This window comes from Streptomyces spororaveus, from assembly GCF_016755875.1.
GTDB classification, from domain to species: Bacteria; Actinomycetota; Actinomycetes; order Streptomycetales; family Streptomycetaceae; genus Streptomyces; species Streptomyces spororaveus.
The window spans coordinates 4,356,405-4,375,612 of sequence record NZ_BNED01000005.1; the positions used below are offsets into that span (position 1 = coordinate 4,356,405).

Consider the following 19,208-nt stretch of genomic DNA (forward strand, 5'->3'; position numbering starts at 1 on the left):
CGAGAATGAGCGAGCGGAGCGAGCGCGCGGCGGCGATCCGTCCCACCGAGGACACGGACCCGAGCGCGCTCCCGACCGGAGGGTGGGCAGTGTGGCTCGAGACCGGTTGTACCCGGAGGCAGCTTCGTCGACAGGGCAGGTGCGCATGAGTCTGTCCTTGCGGTTCGCCGCCGGATCACACAAGGGCATGATCCGTGAGGGGAACGAGGACTCCGGCTACGCCGGTCCCCGGCTCCTCGCGATCGCCGACGGCATGGGAGGCCAGGCCGCCGGCGAGGTCGCGAGCTCCGAGGTGATCTCCACTCTCGTGCAGCTCGACGACGACGTCCCGGGCTCCGACATCCTCACCTCGCTGGCCACGGCCGTGCAGCGCGCCAACGACCAGCTGCGCGTGATGGTCGAGGAGGACCCGCAGCTCGAGGGCATGGGCACCACTCTGACCGCCCTGCTGTGGACCGGCCAGCGCCTCGGCCTCGTCCACGTCGGCGACTCCCGCGCCTATCTGCTCCGTGACGGCGTCCTCACCCAGATCACCCAGGACCACACCTGGGTGCAGCGCCTGGTCGACGAGGGCCGCATCACCGAGGAGGAGGCCACCACCCACCCGCAGCGCTCCCTCCTGATGCGCGCGCTCGGCAGCGGCGACATCGTCGAGCCCGACCTCTCCATCCGTGAGGTCCGGGCCGGTGACCGCTACCTGATCTGCTCCGACGGTCTCTCCGGCGTGGTCTCCCACCAGACCCTGGAGGAGACCCTCGCCGACTACCACGGCCCCCGCGAGACCGTGCAGTCGCTGATCCAGCTCGCACTGCGCGGCGGCGGCCCCGACAACATCACCTGCATCGTCGCCGACGTCCTCGACACCGACAGCGGCGACACCCTCGCCGCGCAGGTCAGCGACACCCCCGTGGTCGTCGGCGCGGTCGCCGAGAACCAGCACCAGCTCTTCGACGGCGGCAACGCCATGCAGTCCGCCGCCGGCCGGGCCGCGGGCCTCGGCCGCCAGGGCCAGCCCCCCGCCGGCGCCTTCGGCCCCCCCGGCAGCGGCGACGCCCCCGGCTACGGGTACTCCGACAACGGCCAGGGCGCGGGCGGCTACGGCACCTTCGGCGAGGCCGACGGCTACACCGCCGACCCGGGCTACGAGGACACGTACGACCACCCCCGCAGGCGCCGCAGCAAAGGGCGCAAGTGGACCACCCGTACGCTGACCCTGCTCATCGTCGCCGGCGTCATCGGCGGCGGCCTCTACGCGGGCTGGCGCTGGACCCAGACCCAGTTCTACGTGGGCGTGAAGGGCGAGCACGTGGCGCTCTTCCGCGGCATCAGCCCGAAGCTGGGGCCGCTGGAGCTCTCCAAGGTGCAGACCGACCGCCCCGACATCGAACTGAAGTACCTGCCGCCCTTCAAGCGGAAGCTGGTCGAGGCCACCATCAGCGAGAACAGCTTCGACGCGGCGCGCAAGAAGCTCGACGATCTCGGCGTCCAGGTGTCCGCCTGCAAGAAGGACGAGGAACGCCGCGCCGCCGAGGCGCAGAACAGCCAGACGCCCGCCCCCAGTCTGACTCCCGAGGAGCAGCAACTGGTCGGGCTGTGCGGCAAGTAGTAGACATACGCGGGCGCAGGGGGCCTGCCACACCATGAGCGTAGTCACCAATACGACCACCATCGGAGCCATCGAGCTGCCGAGCAGGCGGAACACCGAGCTCCTGCTGCTCGGCTTCGCCGTGCTCATCCCGATGTTCGCCTACGCCAACGTGGGCCTCGCGATCAACGGCACCCTGCCCCCCGGCATGGTGCTCTACGGTCTCGGCCTCGGCGCCCTCGCCGGAATCGCGCACCTCGTCGTGCGCCGGTACGCCAAGTACGCCGACCCCCTGCTGCTGCCGCTGGCCACCCTCCTCAACGGGCTGGGCCTCGTCCTGATCTGGCGCCTGGACCAGTCCGAGCGCCTGCAGAACCTGGCGAAGCGGGCCTTCGGCGGGTTCTCCCCCTCCGCGCCCCGCCAGATGATGTACACGGCGGTCGCCATCGCCCTGTTCGCCGGCGTGCTGCTGGTCCTCAAGGACCACCGCGTCCTGCAGCGGTTCACGTACATCTCGATGGCCGGCGCCCTGGTGCTGCTCATCCTGCCCGTCATCCCGGGCCTCGGCGCCGACGTCTTCGGCGCCAAGATCTGGATCAGCGTGGGCGGCTTCTCCATCCAGCCCGGTGAGTTCGCGAAGATCGTCATAGCGATCTTCTTCGCCGGCTACCTGATGGTGAAGCGCGACGCGCTCGCCCTGGCCAGCCGCCGCTTCATGGGCCTCTACCTGCCGCGTGGCCGCGACCTCGGCCCGATCCTGATGATCTGGGCGATGAGCCTGCTCGTCCTCGTCTTCGAGAACGACCTCGGCACCTCGCTGCTCTTCTTCGGCATGTTCGTGATCATGCTGTACGTGGCCACCGAGCGCACCAGCTGGATCGTCATCGGCCTGCTCATGTCGGTGGGCGGCGCCACCGTCGTCGGGGCCACGGCCAGCCACGTCAAGGTCCGCGTCACCGCCTGGCTCGACCCCTTCGACTGCTACGCCACCTCGGGCGCCTGTGAGCAGGTCGGCCAGTCGATCATGAGCTTCGGTTCCGGCGGGGTGCTCGGCGCCGGCTGGGGCCAGGGCAACTCCGACCTGATCGGCTTCGCCGCGAACTCCGACTTCATCTTCTCCACGGTCGGAGAAGAGCTCGGCCTCGCCGGGGTCATGGCCTTCCTCCTGCTCTACGGGCTCATCATCGAGCGCGGCGTACGCACGGCGCTGGCCGCCCGCGACCCCTTCGGCAAGCTCTTCGCCATCGGCCTCTCCGGCGCCTTCGCGCTCCAGATCTTCGTGGTCGCCGGCGGCGTCATGGGCCTCATCCCCCTCACCGGCATGACGATGCCCTTCCTCGCATCCGGCGGTTCCTCCGTCCTCGCGAACTGGATCCTCATCGCCATCCTCATCCGGATCAGCGACACCGCACGCCGCCCCGCACCGGCCCCCGCCCCGTCCCCCGACTCCGAGATGACCCAGGTGGTCCGTCCGTCATGAACAAGCCCCTGCGCCGCATCTCGCTGTTCTGCGGGCTGCTCGTCCTCGCCCTGCTGATCCGCACCAACTGGCTGCAGTACGTGCAGGCCGAGGAGCTCAGCACCCGCAAGGAGAACCGCCGGGTCCAGATCGCCCAGTACGCGACCGAGCGCGGCAACATCATCGTCAAGGGCGAGCCGATCACCGGGTCCAAGGTGACCGACGGCAGCGACTACAAGTTCAAGCGGACCTACACGGACGGCGAGCTCTGGGCCCCCGTGACCGGGTACGCCTCGCAGGCCTTCGGCTCCACCCAGCTGGAGTCCCTCGAGGACCGCATCCTCACCGGCAACGACGACCGGCTGTTCTTCGACCGCACCATCGGCATGTTCACGGGGGAGAAGAGGCAGGGCGGCAACGTCGTCACCACGCTCAACCCCGACGCGCAGAAGGCCGCCTTCGAGAAGCTCGGCAAGAACAAGGGCGCCGTCGCGGCCATCGACCCGCGCACCGGCGCGATCCTGGCCCTGGTCTCCACGCCCTCGTACGACCCCTCGCGCTTCGCGGGCAACTCCAAGGACGACGAGAAGGCCTGGGTCGAGCTGAAGGACAGCGAGGACAAGAACCTCGTCAACCGCGCCCTGCGCGAGACGTACCCGCCGGGCTCCACCTTCAAGGTGGTCACCGCGGCGGCCGCGCTGGAGCACGGCGTCGTCTCGGACATCAACGCCGCCACCGACACCCCCGAGCCCTACTTCCTGCCCGGCACCAAGACCGTGATGGTCAACCACGCCCAGGGCTGCGAGAAGGCCAGCCTCAACAAGGCCCTGGAGGTCTCCTGCAACTCCGTCTTCGCGAACATGGGTGACAAGGTCACCCGCGACAAGATGGTGGAGACCGCGGAGAAGTTCGGCTTCAACAACGACAAGATCGATATCCCGGTCCGCGCGTTCGCCAGCATCTACGACAAGAAGATGGGCAAGGACGGCAACGCGCAGAGCTCCATCGGCCAGTTCAACACTGCCGCCACCCCGCTCCAGATGGCCATGGTCACCGCCGCGATCGCCAACGACGGCAAGCTGATGAAGCCGTACATGGTGGACCAGCTCCAGGCTCCCAACCTGGACGTCATCGAGAAGCACGAGCCGCAGGAGATGAGCCGGCCGCTCTCCGCCGCCAACGCGGAGAAGGTGCAGCAGATGATGGTCAACGTCGTCCAGAACGGCACCGGCGGCAAGGCCAAGATGAACGGCGTGACCGTCGGCGGCAAGACCGGTACCGCGCAGCACGGCGAGGGCAACAAGAAGCGCCCGTACGCCTGGTTCATCTCCTACGCCGAGATGCCGGACAAGACCTCTCCCGTCGCCGTCGCCGTCGTCATCGAGGACAGTGACGCGGATCGCGAGGACATCAGCGGTGGCGGTCTGGCCGCCCCCGTCGCCAAGGCGGTCATGGAAGCCGTGCTGAACAGCCAGAAGTGACCGAGGGATCACGGTCCGGAATCCAGTGACTCACATCACAGAATTCCGGCCGGGTCCGAGCGTACGGTACCGGTCCAGTATCAGCCTGTGGCCACGAACCGATCACGGACGATCGGCCGGTAGCCTTTGCGCGAACAGCACACCGCCGGACCACACACAGGTGCGGTCGGGACTGACGGAGAGGGCTGCAACGTTATGGAAGAGCCGCGTCGCCTCGGCGGCCGGTACGAGCTGAGCCACGTGCTCGGCCGTGGTGGCATGGCCGAGGTCTACCTCGCCCACGACACCCGGCTCGGCCGTACCGTCGCCGTCAAGACCCTGCGTGCCGATCTCGCCCGTGACCCGTCCTTCCAGGCCCGGTTCCGGCGCGAGGCCCAGTCGGCCGCGTCGCTGAACCACCCGGCGATCGTCGCGGTCTACGACACCGGCGAGGACTACGTCGACAACATCTCCATCCCGTACATCGTGATGGAGTACGTCGACGGTTCCACGCTGCGCGAGCTGCTGCACTCGGGCCGCAAGCTGCTGCCCGAGCGCACCCTGGAGATGTGCATCGGCATCCTCCAGGCGCTGGAGTACTCGCACCGCGCCGGCATCGTGCACCGTGACATCAAGCCCGCCAACGTGATGCTGACCCGCACCGGCCAGGTCAAGGTCATGGACTTCGGCATCGCCCGCGCCATGGGCGACTCCGGCATGACCATGACGCAGACGGCCGCCGTCATCGGCACCGCCCAGTACCTCTCGCCCGAGCAGGCCAAGGGCGAGCAGGTCGACGCGCGCTCCGACCTCTACTCCGCGGGCTGCCTGCTCTACGAGCTCCTCAGCGTCCGGCCCCCGTTCGTCGGCGACTCCCCCGTGGCCGTCGCCTACCAGCACGTACGGGAAGAGCCGCAGCCGCCGTCGAACTTCGACCCCGAGATCACGCCCGAGATGGACGCCATCGTCCTCAAGGCCCTGGTCAAGGACCCCGACTACCGCTACCAGTCGGCCGACGAGATGCGCGCCGACATCGAGGCCTGCCTCGACGGCCAGCCCGTCGCGGCCACCGCCGCCATGGGCGCGGCCGGCGGCTACGGCTACCCCGACCCGGGACGCGGCTACGGGCACCAGGGCTACGACCAGCCCACCACCGCACTGCGCGCCGCCGACTCCGGCGCCCAGACGTCGATGATGCCGCCCATGCCCCCGGGCGAGGGCGGATACGGCTACGGCGACCAGGGCCACGGCGGCTACGACCAGGGGCCGAACCGCCGCCAGAAGAAGAGCAAGGCGTCCACCGTCCTGCTCGTCGCGGCGGGCATCCTCGTCCTGGTCGGCGCGATCCTCATCGGCCGCTCCCTCTTCGGCGAGGGCGCCGACAACCGGCCCTCCGTGCCCAAGCTCATCGGCCAGACCTTCGAGCAGGCCCAGAAGAGCGCTACCAACGTCGGCCTCAACGTGGTCCAGGGCCCCGCCGCACCCTGCGACGACCAGCCCAAGGGCAATGTCTGCAAGCAGAGCCCCGCGGCCGACGAGAAGGTCTCGGACGGCTCCACCATCACCGTGACCGTCTCCACGGGCGCGCCCAAGTCCCCGGTGCCGAACGTCGTCAACCTCAGCTTCGAGGAGGCGGAGAAGGCGCTGAAGGAGAAGGGCTTCCAGGTCGACCGCAAGCCCCAGGAGTCCGAACGCACGGCCGGGACGGTCCTCGACCAGAGCCCGAAGGGCGGCGAGGCGGAGCGCAACACCGTCGTCACGCTGACCGTCGCCAAGGAGATCACCAAGGCCTCGGTGCCGGACCTGCGGGGCAAGAAGAAGGACGAGGCCAACAAGGCCCTCACCGACGCCAAGCTCCGGCTCGGCAGCGTGACGGAGACCGAGGCGCCCGGATCCGTACCGGGCACGGTCATTGGACAGCAGTTCGAGGCGGGTCAGGAGATCGAGGTCGGCAAGACGGTGAACATCACCATCGCCAAGGCCTCGGCGCAGACCTCGGTGCCCAACTTCGTCGGCATGACCGTGGACCAGTACAAGGACGAGCTGCGGCGCGCCAACCTCCGGGTCGGCGTCGTCGCCGGCTCGACCGAGGGCAACGCGATCGTCGTGCGCACCGACCCGCAGCCGGGCACCCAGGTCAACACGGGACAGCCCGTGAACATCTTCGCCTTCGGCGGCGGCGGCCAGCAGCAGGGCGGCAACAACAACGGCGGCGGCTTCGGCGGCCTCGGCGACAACCGCTAGCGCGACCGCCGTGGCCCCGGCCACGCGCACGGCGCAGAGGTCCGGCCCCCCTCCCGGGAACGGGGAGGGGGGCCGGACCTTCGTGCGTACCGCCGCCGACGGCCCGCTCGCGGCCTTCCGCGGCCGTATGCGGGACGTGTGGGGCTCAAGAGGGCCGGAGAGGCCCGGGAGGTGTCAGCGCCGCCCACAGGGCCCTTCTGGGGCCCTGGTGACGCCGGCGCGCACTCAGCGCAGCTCGGCCGGCGGGGTCCGCTCGGCGTCCACCTTCTCCGTCCGGACCAGCTCGCCCCAGACGATGTACCGGTACTTCGAGGTGTAGACCGGCGTGCAGGTGGTGAGCGTGATGTACCGCCCGGGGGCGGTCTTCCCCGAGTCCTTGGGGACCGCGTTGATCACGTCGGTGTTGTACTTCGAGGTCTGGCGCAGCTCCGCGAAGACCTTGTAGACGTACCAGGTGTCGCGGGTCTCGAAGACGACCGCGTCGCCCTTCTTCACCTTGTCGATGTTGTGGAACTTCGCCCCGTGGCCGTCCCGGTGCGCGGCGAGCGCGAAGTTGCCCTTCTCGTCCCACGGCAGCGCCGACTTCACCGGCTCGGTGTAGTACCCGGCCACGCCGTCGTCGAGGATGTCCGGGTCGGTCCCCGGCTTGACGAGCACCTCGCCGTTCCGCATCGCCGGTACGTGCAGGAAGCCGACGCCGTCCTGGGTGTCCAGCGCCCCGGGTCCGGCGGCCTGCGGGGACGGGGCCTGCCACTGCTGCCGGACCTCGTCGCCGCGCGCCGACGCCTGCCGGTCCGCGAGCACGTTGGTCCACCACAGCGAGTAGGCCACGAACAGGCCGAGCACCAGGCCCACCGTGATCAGGACCTCGCCCAGCAGGCTCAGGAAGCCGGCGAGCACACTGCGGTTGCCGGCGGGCGGGGCCGCGGCGCGGCGGCGGGCACGAGACACTGCTGATTCGTCCTTAGCTGGTCAGCGCGGGCGGCGGGCCCTGGCTGCGGGGGCGTTCATCGGTCATCCTGCCCCATACGATCATCCGGTAGGTGCTGGTGAACTCCGGGGTGCAGGTGGTCAGCGTGATGTACCGGCCCTCGGATGTGAATCCCGACCCCTCCGGCACGGGTTTGATCACCGCCACGTTCGTCGGCGGCGTCTGCGCGAGCGACGAGGTCATCTCGTACGTGTAGTAGGCGTCCCGGGTCTCGACCACGACGGGATCCCCGGGCACCAGCCGGTTGATGTAGCGGAACGGCTCGCCGTGGGTGTTGCGGTGGCCGGCCACCGCGAAGTTGCCCTGCTTGTCCGCCGGCATCGCCGTCTTCAGCGCGCCCTCGCCGTAGTGCCCGACCATGCCCTTGTCCAGCACCTTCGGCTTGCTGATGCCCTCCGCCACCGGGACCTTGAGGTCCAGCTTCGGGATATGGAGGATCGCGAAGCCCTGGCCGGGCTCGAAGGCCGTCACGGGCGGTGGGGCTGCCCCGGAGCCCCCCGGATCCTGCTCCCAGGTGTGGCGCAGGGAGCCCGCGGCCCCGTTCGCCGTCCGCTCGGCCAGCAGGTTCGTGTACCAGAGCTGGTAGGCGACGAACAGCAGCATCACCAGGCCCAGCGTGATGAACAGTTCTCCGCCCAGCCGGCTCGCGATGACCACCGGGCCGCCCGAGGCGGGCCGCTTGCGACGCCGCCCGCCCCGTCTGCGGGTGCGCCGGGCGGCCTGTTTCGCGGCCTCCTGAGCGGCCCTGCGTCGCGCGGCCCGGCCCTGCGTGGGCGCGGACGGCGCGACCGCGGTCACGCGACGGCCTTGCCCACCACCGGGGCCAGCCCCACCGAGCGCTCCACGGCACCCGCGTCACCGCACCGCACCAGCCAGTTGGCGAGCATCCGGTGACCCCACTCGGTCAGCACCGACTCGGGGTGGAACTGCACGCCCTCGACGTCGTGCTCGCGGTGGCGCAGGCCCATGATGATCCCGTCCTCGGTCCGCGCCGTGACCTCCAGCGCGTCCGGCAGGGTCCCGGGCTCGGCGGCGAGGGAGTGGTAGCGGGTCGCGGTGAACGGCGAGGGCAGTCCCGCGAACACGCCGAGCCCCTCGTGGAGCACGGGCGAGGTCTTGCCGTGCAGCAGCTCGGGCGCCCGGCCCACGACGCCCCCGTAGGCGACGGCCATCGACTGCATGCCGAGGCACACGCCGAAGACGGGGACGGCCGTGCGCGCGCAGTGGCGGACCATGTCGATGCAGACGCCCGCCTCCTCCGGCGTGCCGGGTCCGGGGGACAGCAGCACGCCGTCGAAGCCGTCCTGCGCGTGCGCGAGCTCGACCTGGTCGTTGCGCAGCACCTCGCATTCGGCGCCGAGCTGGTAGAGGTACTGGACCAGGTTGAAGACAAAGCTGTCGTAGTTGTCCACAACCAGAATGCGCGCGCTCACGGAGTGGCTCCCGATCCCTCGTCCACCGTCACATCGTTGAACGGGAGAAGCGGCTCGGCCCACGGGAAGACGTACTGGAACAGCACGAAGACCACCGCGAGGACCAGTACGAGCGAGATCAGCGCGCGTACCCACGCGTTTCCCGGCAGGTGCCGCCAGATCCAGCCGTACATGCCGCCCGATTCCTTTTCGTCCACGTTCGTTCAACGCACCGCGGGGGCGGTACGCGAACAGACTAAAGGCAGCGGCCCGAAAGGGTGGGTCACCCGGACAAACCCTCCGGGCGCCCCTGGGCCGCGGGGCGCGTCCCGGTCAGCTCCGCCCAGACGACCAGCCGGTGGCTGTGGCCCCATTCCGGGTCGCAGGTCGTCAGCGTCAGATAGCGGCCGGGCGTCCGGAAGGGCGATCTCTCCGGGACCGGGTCGACGACCGCGACGTCGGTGGGCAGCGTGCGCAGGGGCGCGGTCCGGACCGTGTACGTGTACCAGGTGCTCGCGTCCTTGAGGATCACCTCGTCGCCCGGGCGCAGCTCCGGGAAGTCCTTGAAGGGGTCGCCGTAGGTGCGCCGGTGGCCGGCCACGGAGAAGTTCCCGACGGCGCCGAGGGGGGCGGTGGCGGCGTAGTGGCCCAGGCCCTTCTTCAGCAGTTCGGGGCCGGTGCCCTCCAGCACGGGCTTGACCCAGTCCGGGCCGAAGCGCGGGACGTACATCTCGGCGAAGGCCCGGCCGGCGGGGTGGCGCTCGGGCTCCGCGGCCGGCGGCGGGGGCGGGGCCGCCGCCGGGGCCGGCTCGGGTGCGGCGGCCGGGGCCGGGGCCGCCGCCCAGCGGTCGCGCATCCGGTCCCTCTCCCCGTCCATGGCCCGGTCGGCCTTGACCCCGGTCCACAGCAGGACGTAGGCGACGAAGAGCACGATCAGCGTGCCCGCCGTCAGGCACACCTCGCTGAACGTCCGTACCACCAGGCGCAGTACGACGTCAGGACGGACCCGATCACGGGGTGGGCGCCACCGGCTTCGCATAGTGGAGGTCCACTGTGCCGGAGTAGCCGGGAAGTGTCAGCGCCTTGTGCTCGTCCACTTTCCAGCCGAGGCCGTAGGCGTTCACGTACAGCTGGTAGTTCTGCAGGGCGGGAGAGGCGGCGAGGGCCTTCTTCAGCGCGCCGGGATCGCCGACGGCCGAGATCTTGTACGGCGGCGAGTAGACCCGGCCCTGGAGGATCAGGGTGTTGCCCACGCAGCGCACGGCGCTGGTGGAGATCAGCCGCTGGTCCATGACCTGGATGCCCTGGGGCACCGCCGCGCCAGAGAGCGTTGACCACGGCCTGCAGGTCCTGCTGGTGGATCACCAGGTCGTTGGGCTGCGGCTCGGGCACGTTGGGGATGCGGGCGGTGGCGTTCGGCGGGGCGTCGTTCAGGGTGACCGTCAGACCCTTGCCCGACAGCTCCTCGGTGCCGGAGGCGGCGCGCAGGGCGGCCAGCTTGGCGTCCTCGGCCTTGGTGCTGCCGTCGTCACGCTCGGCGAGGGAGTCCACCCGGCCGCGTACGGCCGCGGTGCTCTGTTCCAGGGCCGCGTTGTCCTGGCTGCGCTCCTTGATGAGGTCCGACAGCTTCAGGAGTGAGGCGTCCGTCCGGATGTTCGTACCCTTGGAGGTGTTGAAACTGGTGACGAAGAGCAGCCCGGCCAGGGCGAAGACGGCGGCCGTCAGCAACCGGACCGGCCTGGCCCGGCGACGGGTACCCGCGGAGGAGTCGTCTGAATTGCTCAACGTACCCTTCTCCTTCAACGCCACAGGTCCACTACGCTAACGGACGCCCGGGGCAGGCAAGGTCCCCAGCGCATCGACAGGAGAGCCCCTCGTGCCGAAGTCACGTATCCGCAAGAAGGACGACTACACGCCGCCGCCGACCCGGCAGCCGCAGAGCATCCGGCTCACGAATCGCAGCTGGGTCGCACCGGTCATGCTGGCGTTCTTCCTGATCGGACTCGCGTGGATCGTCGTTTTCTACGTTACCGAGACCCAGCTGCCGATCGAAGCCCTGGGCAATTGGAACATTGTGGTCGGTTTCGGCTTCATCGCCGCCGGATTCGGTGTGTCCACGCAGTGGAAGTAGCACCCGAAAGCCCCTGAGGGAAGCTCTCCCCATGAGTTATCCACAGCGTCATCCACACCTGAGGAAAAGACAGAAGATCTGTGGATAACTCTGTGGAGAGTTGACGCCGGTGTGATCAGGTGAGTTCCGCGGTGCGGACCAGAACAAGGGCCGCGACCAGCAGGAAAGCCACCGCACAGGTACCCCACTGGACGAGTGCGCGATTCCGGCCGGCGGCGGGCATGAGCATGCCCAGACCCACCAGCGCTCCGGTGACCAGGCCACCCACATGGGCCTGCCAGGACACCGTGAGCGCGCCACCGAGCGGTACGAAGGTCAGCAGCAGCATCAGCACGACCATGACGATCACCGGCCGCATCTCGTAGCGCAGCCGCTTCGCCAGGACGACGGTGGCGCCCAGCAGTCCGAAGACGGCGCCGGACGCGCCGAGGGTCGGGACGTACGGCTCGCTCAGCAGATAGACGAGCGCGCTGCCGCCGAGGCCCGAGAGCAGGAACACCGCGAGATAGCGGACCCGGCCCAGCGCCGCTTCCAGCGGACCGCCGATGACCCACAGACCGATCATGTTGCCGATCACGTGCCACCACTGGACGTGCAGGAACACCGAGGTCAGCAGGCGGTGGTACTCGCCCGCGGCCACTCCGTGGACGGGGCCGCCGGGGTACTCCCGGTACCGGCCGCCGATCAGCTCCAGCTGGACCGCGAGCGCCGGGTCGGCGAGCATCGCGAGGAACACCAGGACGTTGATCCCGATGAGGATCTTGGTGATCAGGTGGGGATCCGCGGCGACCGTCCCGCCCGCGACGGTACGCGGCGCGTTCGCGGCCGGGCGGTGCCCGGTGCCGGAGCCGGCGCGGACGCACTCGGGGCACTGGAAGCCGACCGAGGCGCTGATCATGCACTCGGGGCAGATGGGGCGCTCGCAGCGGGTGCAGCGGATCCCCGTGTCGCGGTCCGGGTGGCGGTAGCAGCCCGGCAGACGGTCGGTGTCCATCGGTTCCCTCGGTCGGCTCGCGAGGCAGGGGGGCGCCCCGCCGGTCCGGTACGTATCCAGTACGGACGGGCAGGGCCCAAAGGTTCCCGGGCGTCCCGGGCGTCAGCGCTTCTCGACGACCACGGACTGGATGATCACGTCGTCCAGGGGGCGCTCGGTGCGCGGGTTGGTCTGGCTGCCGGCGATGGCCTGCACGACCTTCTGGCTGGCCGGGTCGGTGACCTCGCCGAAGATGGTGTGCTTGCGGGTCAGCCAGGCGGTGGGCGCGACGGTGATGAAGAACTGCGAGCCGTTGGTGCCCGGGCCCGCGTTGGCCATGGCGAGCAGGAAGGGCTTGGTGAAGGCCAGGTCGGGGTGGAACTCGTCCGCGAACCGGTAGCCGGGGCCGCCGGTGCCGTTGCCGAGCGGGTCGCCGCCCTGGATCATGAAGCCGCTGATGACGCGGTGGAAGACGGTGCCGTCGTACAGCGGGTCCGTGGTCTTCTGACCGTCGGTGGGACGGGTCCATTCGCGGGCGCCCGTGGCGAGCTCGACGAAGTTCCTGACGGTCTTCGGCGCGAAGTTCTCCAGCAGCTCGATCTCGATGTCGCCGTGGGTCGTCTTCAGGGTGGCGTAGAGCTTCTCGGCCACGGATCTGCCTTCCATAGTCATCACTGTCGGTCCAGATGGTCGCACGGAGCGCTCCGCGGCACTGAAATCCTCCACCCGTATGCCCTGTCACACATGCCTGTCAGCGATATGGCAGGCATGATCCGACAAAGGGTGGAAAGGTGAACTGTGTCCGCCACCGAGGAGGAGGATCCCGTGACCGGCAAGGAGAGCATGCGCCTGGCAGCCGAGAGCGCCAGGGAGAGTGTGCGACACGCGACGGAAGTGGTGGCACCGTACGCGGAATCCGCCAGGGAAGCCGCGGTGCACTACGCCCAGGAAGCGAACGAGCGGCTGGCACCCAAGGTGTCGTACGCGGCGACCAGCGCTGCGCAGCACGCCCGTTCGACCTACGACTGCCATCTGCATCCCCGGCTCAAGGCGGCGCGGGCCCATGTGCCGCCCCCCGTCGACCGGGCGGCGGTCCAGGCGCGCCGGGCGGCGCTGATGGCCGCCGAATACACCCAGCCGAAGATCGAGAGCGCGATCGCGGCCGCCACACCGGTGGCCGAGGAGGCCGCGTCCCGGTCGACGGCCGCCCTCGCCGCGCTGCGCGGCCAGGTGACGGCCAAGGAAGTGCACAAGCTCGTCCGGCGCCACCAACGGCGCGAGCGCAACGGGAAGATCCTGCGCGGCGTCGCGCTCGTCGGCGTACTGGCGTGCGCCGCCTACGCGGCGTGGCGCTGGTGGGACCAGCAGTCGAATCCGGACTGGCTCGTCGAACCGCCCGCGGCCACCGAGCTGTCGGGGCGCGACGCGGCGCCGGCCAGTTTCGACGACGAGCTGGCGGAGAAGGAGCGCGAGGCGGACGGGGGCCCGGACGGCAAGCAGCTCTGAACGGCGCACGAGGAAGGGGCCCGGATCCTGTCACCAGGATCCGGGCCCCTTCCTTCGTGCGCCTCCCGCCGCTTCCCCGCCCGGCCGTCAGCCGGGGAGGGTGAGGACCGTGCCCGGCCGCAGAAGATCCGGGCTGGGGCCGACGACGCCCTTGTTCATCGCGTAGAGCTCACGCCAGCGGGCCTCGTTGCCCAGCTCCTGACGGGCGATCGCGGAGAGCGAGTCACCGGGCTTGACGGTGTACGTGCGCTTCTTCGCGGCGGGCGCGGGCTTGGGCATCGGCGCCGCCGGCACCGCCTTGTGCGCGGCGGAGTGCGGGGTGGGCGTGTGCATGGCGCCCGGCACGGCGGAGGAGGCCCCGGGCTTCGGCATCACGCTCGGCCGGGGAGGGGCCGGCACCGCCTTGTGCGCGGCGGACGTGGGGGTCGGCTTCGCGGGGGCGGGCCTGGGCGGCGCGGCCGCCGCCATCCGCTCGGCGGCGGCCCGGGTGGCCGAAGCGGCGTCGGCCGCCGAACCGGCGCGAGGCCTCCCGGTCTCGGCCGCCTGCTGCTGCACCTGCTCCTTCGCCTGGTCGGCGGCGTCGTGCGCCTTCTTCTTGTCGGACTTCAGGAAGTCGAAGAGTCCCATGTCTGTACGCCTCCGGCGTGATGGTTCCCCCTGGGATCGTTCCCTCCTCCCACTGTCCTGCACCGGGCCTCCCGAGGCCCAGCGACGGGGCCGTCCGGGGGACGCGCCGACCGGTCGCCCCGGCCGGCCGGGAACACGGCGGGAACGGACCGGGAAGGCCCGCCAGCACGATCGTGCGACACGATGGAGGAGAATTCTGTGATCATCAGACAGACCGCGGAACGGGTTCTGCTGGTTCGGCCCGGACCCGGGCTCGTGAGCGCCGCGATCGTGGCGGGCCTGGACGTCTGGGTGGTGTCCGATCCCGGGCCCCACCCCCCGGACGCCCGGCTTCCCGCGGAGCTGCCCCCACAGCGCCTCCTGCGGGTGGACTTCGATGACACGGCCGCACTGCGCGCCCTGCTGACGGACACGGTCCTCGAACACGGGATCGGGCAGGTCCTCTACCTCGCGAGCGATCTCGAGAAGGGTCTCGGCAGCGGGGCCGCGGAGGCCGCCGAGAAGGTGCTGCGGGAGCTGTCCGCGAACCGCGGGAAGCCGGCTCGCGGACTGCCGGACGCCGTGACGATCCGGCGGATACTCAACGAGAGCCGGACCTCGGCCGTGCGCGCCCATGAGGCCCTGACCGTCACCGAGGCGTGTTCGCTGGCGGAGGGATTCCCCCTGCCGGTCGTCATCAAGTCGGCGGACGGATCCGGGTGTTGGTGGACCGTACCGGTGCACGACCGGCCCGCGCTCGACCGGTGGGCCGAACAGGCGGTCGCCACACGGCACTCGGCCCCCTATCTCGTGGAAGAGCTCCTGACAGGGGCCAAGTTCAGGGTGGAGACGCTGACCGTCGACGGTATGCACCTGGTCGCCGACATCGCCCCCGAGGGAACGGCCGAGCCGCTCCACGACGCGCAGCAGGCCGGGATCCGCGCGACGGTACGGGCCCTGCTGGATCTGGCCGGGTACGAATCGGGCACCACGCGGACCGATGTCCTGGTCGGCGCGCGGGGATCGCGTATCGCGGCGGCCCGGGAACCGGACCGGGAACGGGCCGGGAACGGCGGTTCCCTCAGCACGGCCACGGGCGGTAACGAGAGGGGAACGGACCGGTAAGGGCCTCGGCCAGTCTTTGGTCTGTCGAGAGCGGCCACCGCACCACACGGGGGCCGCACCGGGTACACACCAGGGGGTTCACCACATGCGCAGCAAGCTGGCCGGCCTGATCGGGATCATCGCGGCGGCTCTGGCGATCGGAGTCGGCGTGACGGTCGGCAGCGGCCCGGTGGACGCCGACCGGCCCTCCGGCCACCAGGTGCTGGCGGACGACAAGGGTCCGGGTGTCGCCTCCCCCGCCCCCTCCCCGTTCCCGTCCCGCCGGTAGCACGGCCGCTTGCCCCGCACGACGGCGAAGTGCCCCGCACCGGATCCCGGTGCGGGGCACTTCCGCGTGCGCGGTCAGTACGTCCGGCGGTGCGCCGGCAGACCCATGTAGTCGAATAACTCCTCGGCGGCCGCGCGGTGCCCGGCCGCGGCCGGGAGGTCCCCGAGCGCCTCGGCCGCCTGGACCATGCCCACCAGTGCGGACGCCTCCTCGGCGCGGAAGCTCATCGGCTCCGCGAGCTTGTGCGCGTGGGCGTGCAGGGCCAGCGCCACCTCGTGCTCCCCCCACAGCAGGTGGAGCCGGCCGAGGACGTTCTCGACCTTGGCGAGCCGGATCGGCGCACCACTGGTGCGGCCGAGGGCCAGGGAGCGCTCGGCGAAGGCGCGCGCCTGCGGGCCGTCGCCCCGCTCGTGCGCGACCCGGGCGGACAGCGCGAGCACCAGGGCGACGTCGCCGGGCGACCGGGCCTCGTCGCACAGGTCGCGGGCGCGCTTGAGGGCGGCGTCCGCGTCCGGGTACGCACCGAGGCCCACCAGCGCGAAGGCCAGGTCGGTCAGAGCCACGATCTCGTTGCCGCGGTATCCGAGGTCGCGGTCGATCTCGATCGCCCGGCGGGCGGCCGCGGCCGCCTCCGGATAGCGGCCCCACCGCTCGAACAGCGTGCTGAGGGTGGTCAGGCTCTCCGACTCCGCACGCAGATTGCCCAGTTCCCGGGCCACGGCCACGGAACGCTCCAGGAGGGGAAGGGCCTCCTCGTACCGCCCGAGCATCGACAGCAGCAGCCCCAGCGTCGATTCGCTGTGCGCCTCGGTGTGCCGGTCCCCGGCCCGGACGGCCGTGTCGCGTGCCTCCGTGGCCACCTCCAGCCCTTCCTCGAAGCGGCCCAGCTTCCAGCAGGCCGCACCCAGATTGGCCAGGCTGATGCCGAGGAGCGCCGGATCGTCGAGCCGGCGGGCGGCCGCGACCGCGATGTGCCCGACGCTCCAGAACTCGTCGAGCTTTCCGTGGGTGTGCAGGTGGAAGCCCACATTGCGGCTCAGGCAGGCCGTGTACCGGTCGTGGCCGCACCGCTCGGCGAGCGACACGGCCGCCAGCAGTCCCGCCTGCTCGCGGTCGAACCACCGTACGGCCTGCTCGGCGTCCCTGAGGGACGGCAGCTCGCCCCGGTAGGGCGCGATGCCGTTGGGTCTGCGCTCCCGTCCGGGGAACAGCACCTCGCAGGCCGTGTCCGACGCCGTCAGGTAGTAGCCGAGCAGCCGCTCGACGGCCGCGGCGTCGTCGTCCGCCGTGGCCGGTCCCCGCAGGCTCTGGGCGAAACTGCGCACCAGGTCGTGGAAGGTGTAGAGGCCGATGTCGGGCTGCTGGACCAGATGGACGTCGAGCAGGAACTCCAGGGCGTCCTCGGCGTCCTGGACGGTCGTACCGAGGAGCGCGGCCGCCGAATGCACGTCGGTACCGGCGCACGGGTACAGACTGAGGATGCGGAACGCGGTGCGGTACTCCTCGTCCATCGCCAGGTAGGACAGGCGAAGGGTCGCCGCGACGCTGCGCTCGCCCGAACTCAGCTCGTCCATCCGGCGCTTCTCGTCACGCAGCCGCTCGACCAGGTAACGCACCGTCCAGCGCGGCCTGTTGCGCAGCCGGGCCGTCGCGATGCGCAGCGCCAGCGGCAGGTGCCCGCACAGCTCGGCCAGTTCGGCGGAGGCCGCCGGCTCGGCGGCCACCCGGGTCGTACCGAGGGTCTCCGCCATCAGGCTGGTGCTGTCCTCGGGCTCCATCATCCCGATGGACACCCACTCGACTCCGTCGAGGTCCAGCAGCCGTCCACGGCTGGTGATCAGGGCCAGACAGCCGGGCGAGGCCGGCAGCAGCGGCTTGATCTGCGCCGCGTCGACCGCGTTGTCGAACAGGAGCAGCATCCGCCGGCCGTCCAGCTTCGACCGCCACAGGGCGGTGCGTCCCTCCAGGTCCTCGGGAATCCGGTCGCCCGGGGTCCCGAGGGTCCGCAGCAGGCCGTCGAGCGCGGCGGCGGGCGTCACCGGCTCGCGGCCCGGGGTGAATCCGTGCAGGTCGATGTGGAGCTGCCCGTCGGGATACCGGCCGGCCAGCCGGTGCGCGGCACGCACCGCCAGGGTGGTCTTGCCCATGCCGCCCATGCCGTCGACGGCCACGATCCGGGCGAACCGTTCGCCGCCCCGGCCCTCGTCCTGCACGTAGTCGAAGAGCTCGGCCAGCTCCTTGGCGCGGCCGGTGAAGTCGGGCAGGTCGTACGGCAGGGTGCACGGGGCGACGGCGGTCGCGGCGCGCGTTCCCGGTTCCCCCTCCCGGTCCGCCTCCGTGCCGGCCGGCTCCTCGGGGGCCGCGGCCTCGGACACCGCGGCCACGGCAGCGGCCGGTTCGGGAACCGGCTCCACGGGCACCGCCTCGGGCACCGGACGTACGGGCGCCACGGCCGCCGGCGCCGGCCGCTCGGGCGCGGCCAGCTCCGGGCTGTCCCGCAGGATCGCCTCGTACAGCCTGGCCAGCCGGGGTCCCGGGTCGATCCCGAGCTCGTCCACGAGCAGCTCGCGGACCTCGCCGTACTCCTTGAGCGCCTCGGCCTGCCGCCCGGAGCGGTACAGGGCGAGCATCAGCTGGCCGCGCAGCGTCTCCCGCAGCGGGTGCTGCGTGATCAGGGCACGCAGGCCCGAGATGAGCTCGCCGCTCTCGCCGAGCGCGAGGCACAGGTCGAAGAACTGCTCGGCGGCGGCCAGCCGGCGCTCGTCCAGCGCGGTCGCCGCGGCCTCGATCACCGGTCCGCCGGTGCCGGACAGGACCGGCCCCCGCCACAGCGCGAGAGCGGCCCGCAGTGCCTCGGCGGCCGCGGACCGTCCGCCTTCCCGCAGGGCCCGGCCCGCCGCCCTGGTCAGGGCGTCGAACTCCAGGAGGTCGACCTGGCCGTCCGCCACCACCACGCGGTATCCCGGCCCGTCGGTGGCGATCACCTCGGTGCCGGTGGGGATGCGCCGCCGCAGGTCGGCGACGGCCTTGCGGACCTGGTGCGCCGCGGTCACCGGCGGGTCCTTCTCCCAGGTCGCCTCGACCAGCCGGGCCACGGGCACCACCCGGCCGGCTTCGAGCAGCAACATGCACAGGACCCGTTCCTGGATCGCTCCCCCCAGCCTCAGCCGTACCTCGCCGATCCATCCCTCAAGCGATCCGAGCACGTTGAAGCGCAGCCTGCCCCCCGCAGGATCCACGCTTCGTCTCTCCCCGGATTCCGCATCCGCCCCCGGCATCGGACATCCACCCCCAAAGAACAAGGCCCCTGGCCAGGCCATGTCAACCGGATCATAGGGGTTACCCCTTGCACGCGGTAAGCATCCGGTAGCAGATCAGGAAGGGCGACACGGACAGTTCATGGGCGGCCCGGAGCAGGCGGCACACCGAGCGAGTACCGAAGGAGCAC

16 protein-coding genes and 2 pseudogenes are annotated in these 19,208 nt (G+C 70.9%); 8 read left to right on the forward strand and 10 right to left on the reverse strand.

The features are described 5' to 3' along the window. The first annotated feature begins 145 nt into the window (after positions 1 to 145). The 4 genes from Sspor_RS21950 (at position 146) to pknB (ending at position 6,748) form a co-directional block, all read left to right on the forward strand. The gene (locus Sspor_RS21950) at positions 146 to 1,606 is read left to right on the forward strand and encodes a PP2C family protein-serine/threonine phosphatase (protein ID WP_237403965.1); all 1,461 of its coding nucleotides are present in this window, start codon (positions 146 to 148) and stop codon (positions 1,604 to 1,606) included. A gap of 34 nt (positions 1,607 to 1,640) precedes the next feature. Beyond that, complete coding sequence (locus tag Sspor_RS21955; protein WP_202200667.1) at positions 1,641 to 3,065, forward strand: FtsW/RodA/SpoVE family cell cycle protein; 1,425 nt, start codon at positions 1,641 to 1,643, stop codon at positions 3,063 to 3,065. Further along, a complete protein-coding gene (locus tag Sspor_RS21960; RefSeq protein WP_202200668.1) occupies positions 3,062 to 4,525 on the forward strand; it encodes a peptidoglycan D,D-transpeptidase FtsI family protein in 1,464 nt (487 codons plus the stop codon). Before Sspor_RS21955 ends, Sspor_RS21960 begins: the two co-directional genes overlap by 4 nt. 195 nt (positions 4,526 to 4,720) lie before the next feature. Further along, complete coding sequence (gene pknB / locus Sspor_RS21965) at positions 4,721 to 6,748, forward strand: Stk1 family PASTA domain-containing Ser/Thr kinase (RefSeq protein ID WP_202200669.1); 2,028 nt, start codon at positions 4,721 to 4,723, stop codon at positions 6,746 to 6,748. A 225-nt stretch (positions 6,749 to 6,973) separates the two neighbouring features. Here pknB and Sspor_RS21970 read toward each other — a convergent pair whose 3' ends face one another. The 6 genes and pseudogenes from Sspor_RS21970 to Sspor_RS21995 all read right to left on the reverse strand — a co-directional run bounded on the left by Sspor_RS21970 (position 6,974) and on the right by Sspor_RS21995 (position 10,936). After that, positions 6,974 to 7,699 carry a class E sortase gene (locus Sspor_RS21970; RefSeq protein WP_202200670.1) on the reverse strand — a complete coding sequence of 242 codons (726 nt, stop codon included), beginning with the start codon at positions 7,697 to 7,699 and terminating at the stop codon, positions 6,974 to 6,976. A gap of 13 nt (positions 7,700 to 7,712) precedes the next feature. Then, positions 7,713 to 8,552: pseudogene (locus Sspor_RS21975) on the reverse strand (class E sortase); the annotation flags it as partial. After that, entirely contained in the window at positions 8,534 to 9,172 is a 639-nt protein-coding gene (locus tag Sspor_RS21980; RefSeq protein ID WP_202200672.1) for an aminodeoxychorismate/anthranilate synthase component II, read from the reverse strand. The pseudogene Sspor_RS21975 and the gene Sspor_RS21980, both read right to left, overlap by 19 nt. Continuing rightward, positions 9,169 to 9,369, reverse strand: a complete 201-nt coding sequence (locus Sspor_RS21985) for a hypothetical protein (RefSeq protein WP_158721000.1) — start codon at positions 9,367 to 9,369, stop codon at positions 9,169 to 9,171. The genes Sspor_RS21980 and Sspor_RS21985 overlap by 4 nt, the downstream gene beginning before the upstream one ends. A 65-nt stretch (positions 9,370 to 9,434) precedes the next feature. Beyond that, complete coding sequence (locus Sspor_RS21990; protein ID WP_202200673.1) at positions 9,435 to 10,190, reverse strand: class E sortase; 756 nt, start codon at positions 10,188 to 10,190, stop codon at positions 9,435 to 9,437. Beyond that, positions 10,162 to 10,936, reverse strand: a pseudogene (locus Sspor_RS21995) (DUF881 domain-containing protein). Before Sspor_RS21995 ends, Sspor_RS21990 begins: the two are co-directional and overlap by 29 nt. 91 nt (positions 10,937 to 11,027) lie before the next feature. Between Sspor_RS21995 and crgA the strand changes: the two are divergent. Next, entirely contained in the window at positions 11,028 to 11,282 is a 255-nt protein-coding gene (gene crgA / locus Sspor_RS22000) for a cell division protein CrgA (protein ID WP_030383881.1), read from the forward strand. A 115-nt stretch (positions 11,283 to 11,397) separates the two neighbouring features. On the opposite strand, the gene Sspor_RS22005 is transcribed toward crgA, so the two are convergent. Together Sspor_RS22005 and Sspor_RS22010 are read right to left on the reverse strand one after the other, a co-directional pair. Next, positions 11,398 to 12,276, reverse strand: coding sequence for a rhomboid family intramembrane serine protease (locus tag Sspor_RS22005; RefSeq protein WP_202200674.1), 879 nt, complete (start codon positions 12,274 to 12,276; stop codon positions 11,398 to 11,400). Positions 12,277 to 12,378: 102 nt separating this feature from the next. Beyond that, a complete protein-coding gene (locus Sspor_RS22010) occupies positions 12,379 to 12,906 on the reverse strand; it encodes a peptidylprolyl isomerase (RefSeq protein WP_202203786.1) in 528 nt (175 codons plus the stop codon). A gap of 147 nt (positions 12,907 to 13,053) precedes the next feature. Between Sspor_RS22010 and Sspor_RS22015 the strand changes: the two genes are divergently transcribed. After that, entirely contained in the window at positions 13,054 to 13,761 is a 708-nt protein-coding gene (locus tag Sspor_RS22015; RefSeq protein ID WP_372499697.1) for a DUF5324 family protein, read from the forward strand. Positions 13,762 to 13,848: 87 nt separating this feature from the next. On the opposite strand, the gene Sspor_RS22020 is transcribed toward Sspor_RS22015, so the two are convergent. After that, a complete protein-coding gene (locus Sspor_RS22020; protein WP_237403967.1) occupies positions 13,849 to 14,388 on the reverse strand; it encodes a LysM peptidoglycan-binding domain-containing protein in 540 nt (179 codons plus the stop codon). A 198-nt stretch (positions 14,389 to 14,586) separates the two neighbouring features. Between Sspor_RS22020 and Sspor_RS22025 the strand changes: the two genes are divergently transcribed. Together Sspor_RS22025 and Sspor_RS22030 are read left to right on the forward strand one after the other, a co-directional pair. Next, positions 14,587 to 15,492 (forward strand): ATP-grasp domain-containing protein, encoded by a 906-nt coding sequence (locus Sspor_RS22025; RefSeq protein WP_202200675.1) that lies wholly within the window; start codon positions 14,587 to 14,589, stop codon positions 15,490 to 15,492. A gap of 85 nt (positions 15,493 to 15,577) precedes the next feature. After that, on the forward strand, positions 15,578 to 15,760 hold the full coding sequence (locus tag Sspor_RS22030; protein ID WP_202200676.1) for a hypothetical protein: 183 nt from the start codon (positions 15,578 to 15,580) through the stop codon (positions 15,758 to 15,760). 74 nt (positions 15,761 to 15,834) lie between these two features. Here Sspor_RS22030 and Sspor_RS22035 read toward each other — a convergent pair whose 3' ends face one another. After that, positions 15,835 to 18,999: an AfsR/SARP family transcriptional regulator gene (locus tag Sspor_RS22035; protein WP_266817282.1), complete on the reverse strand. Its 3,165-nt coding sequence runs from the start codon at positions 18,997 to 18,999 to the stop codon at positions 15,835 to 15,837. Positions 19,000 to 19,208: the final 209 nt, after the last annotated feature.

Coding starts and splice junctions, on each gene's coding strand:
- Sspor_RS21990 (WP_202200673.1), bottom strand. CDS start 10,190: ATGCGAAGCCGGTGGCGCCCACCCCGTGATCGGGTCCGTCCTGACGTC.
- Sspor_RS22030 (WP_202200676.1), top strand. CDS start 15,578: ATGCGCAGCAAGCTGGCCGGCCTGATCGGGATCATCGCGGCGGCTCTG.
- Sspor_RS22005 (WP_202200674.1), bottom strand. CDS start 12,276: ATGGACACCGACCGTCTGCCGGGCTGCTACCGCCACCCGGACCGCGAC.
- Sspor_RS21960 (WP_202200668.1), top strand. CDS start 3,062: ATGAACAAGCCCCTGCGCCGCATCTCGCTGTTCTGCGGGCTGCTCGTC.
- Sspor_RS21950 (WP_237403965.1), top strand. CDS start 146: ATGAGTCTGTCCTTGCGGTTCGCCGCCGGATCACACAAGGGCATGATC.
- Sspor_RS21955 (WP_202200667.1), top strand. CDS start 1,641: ATGAGCGTAGTCACCAATACGACCACCATCGGAGCCATCGAGCTGCCG.
- pknB (WP_202200669.1), top strand. CDS start 4,721: ATGGAAGAGCCGCGTCGCCTCGGCGGCCGGTACGAGCTGAGCCACGTG.
- Sspor_RS22020 (WP_237403967.1), bottom strand. CDS start 14,388: ATGGGACTCTTCGACTTCCTGAAGTCCGACAAGAAGAAGGCGCACGAC.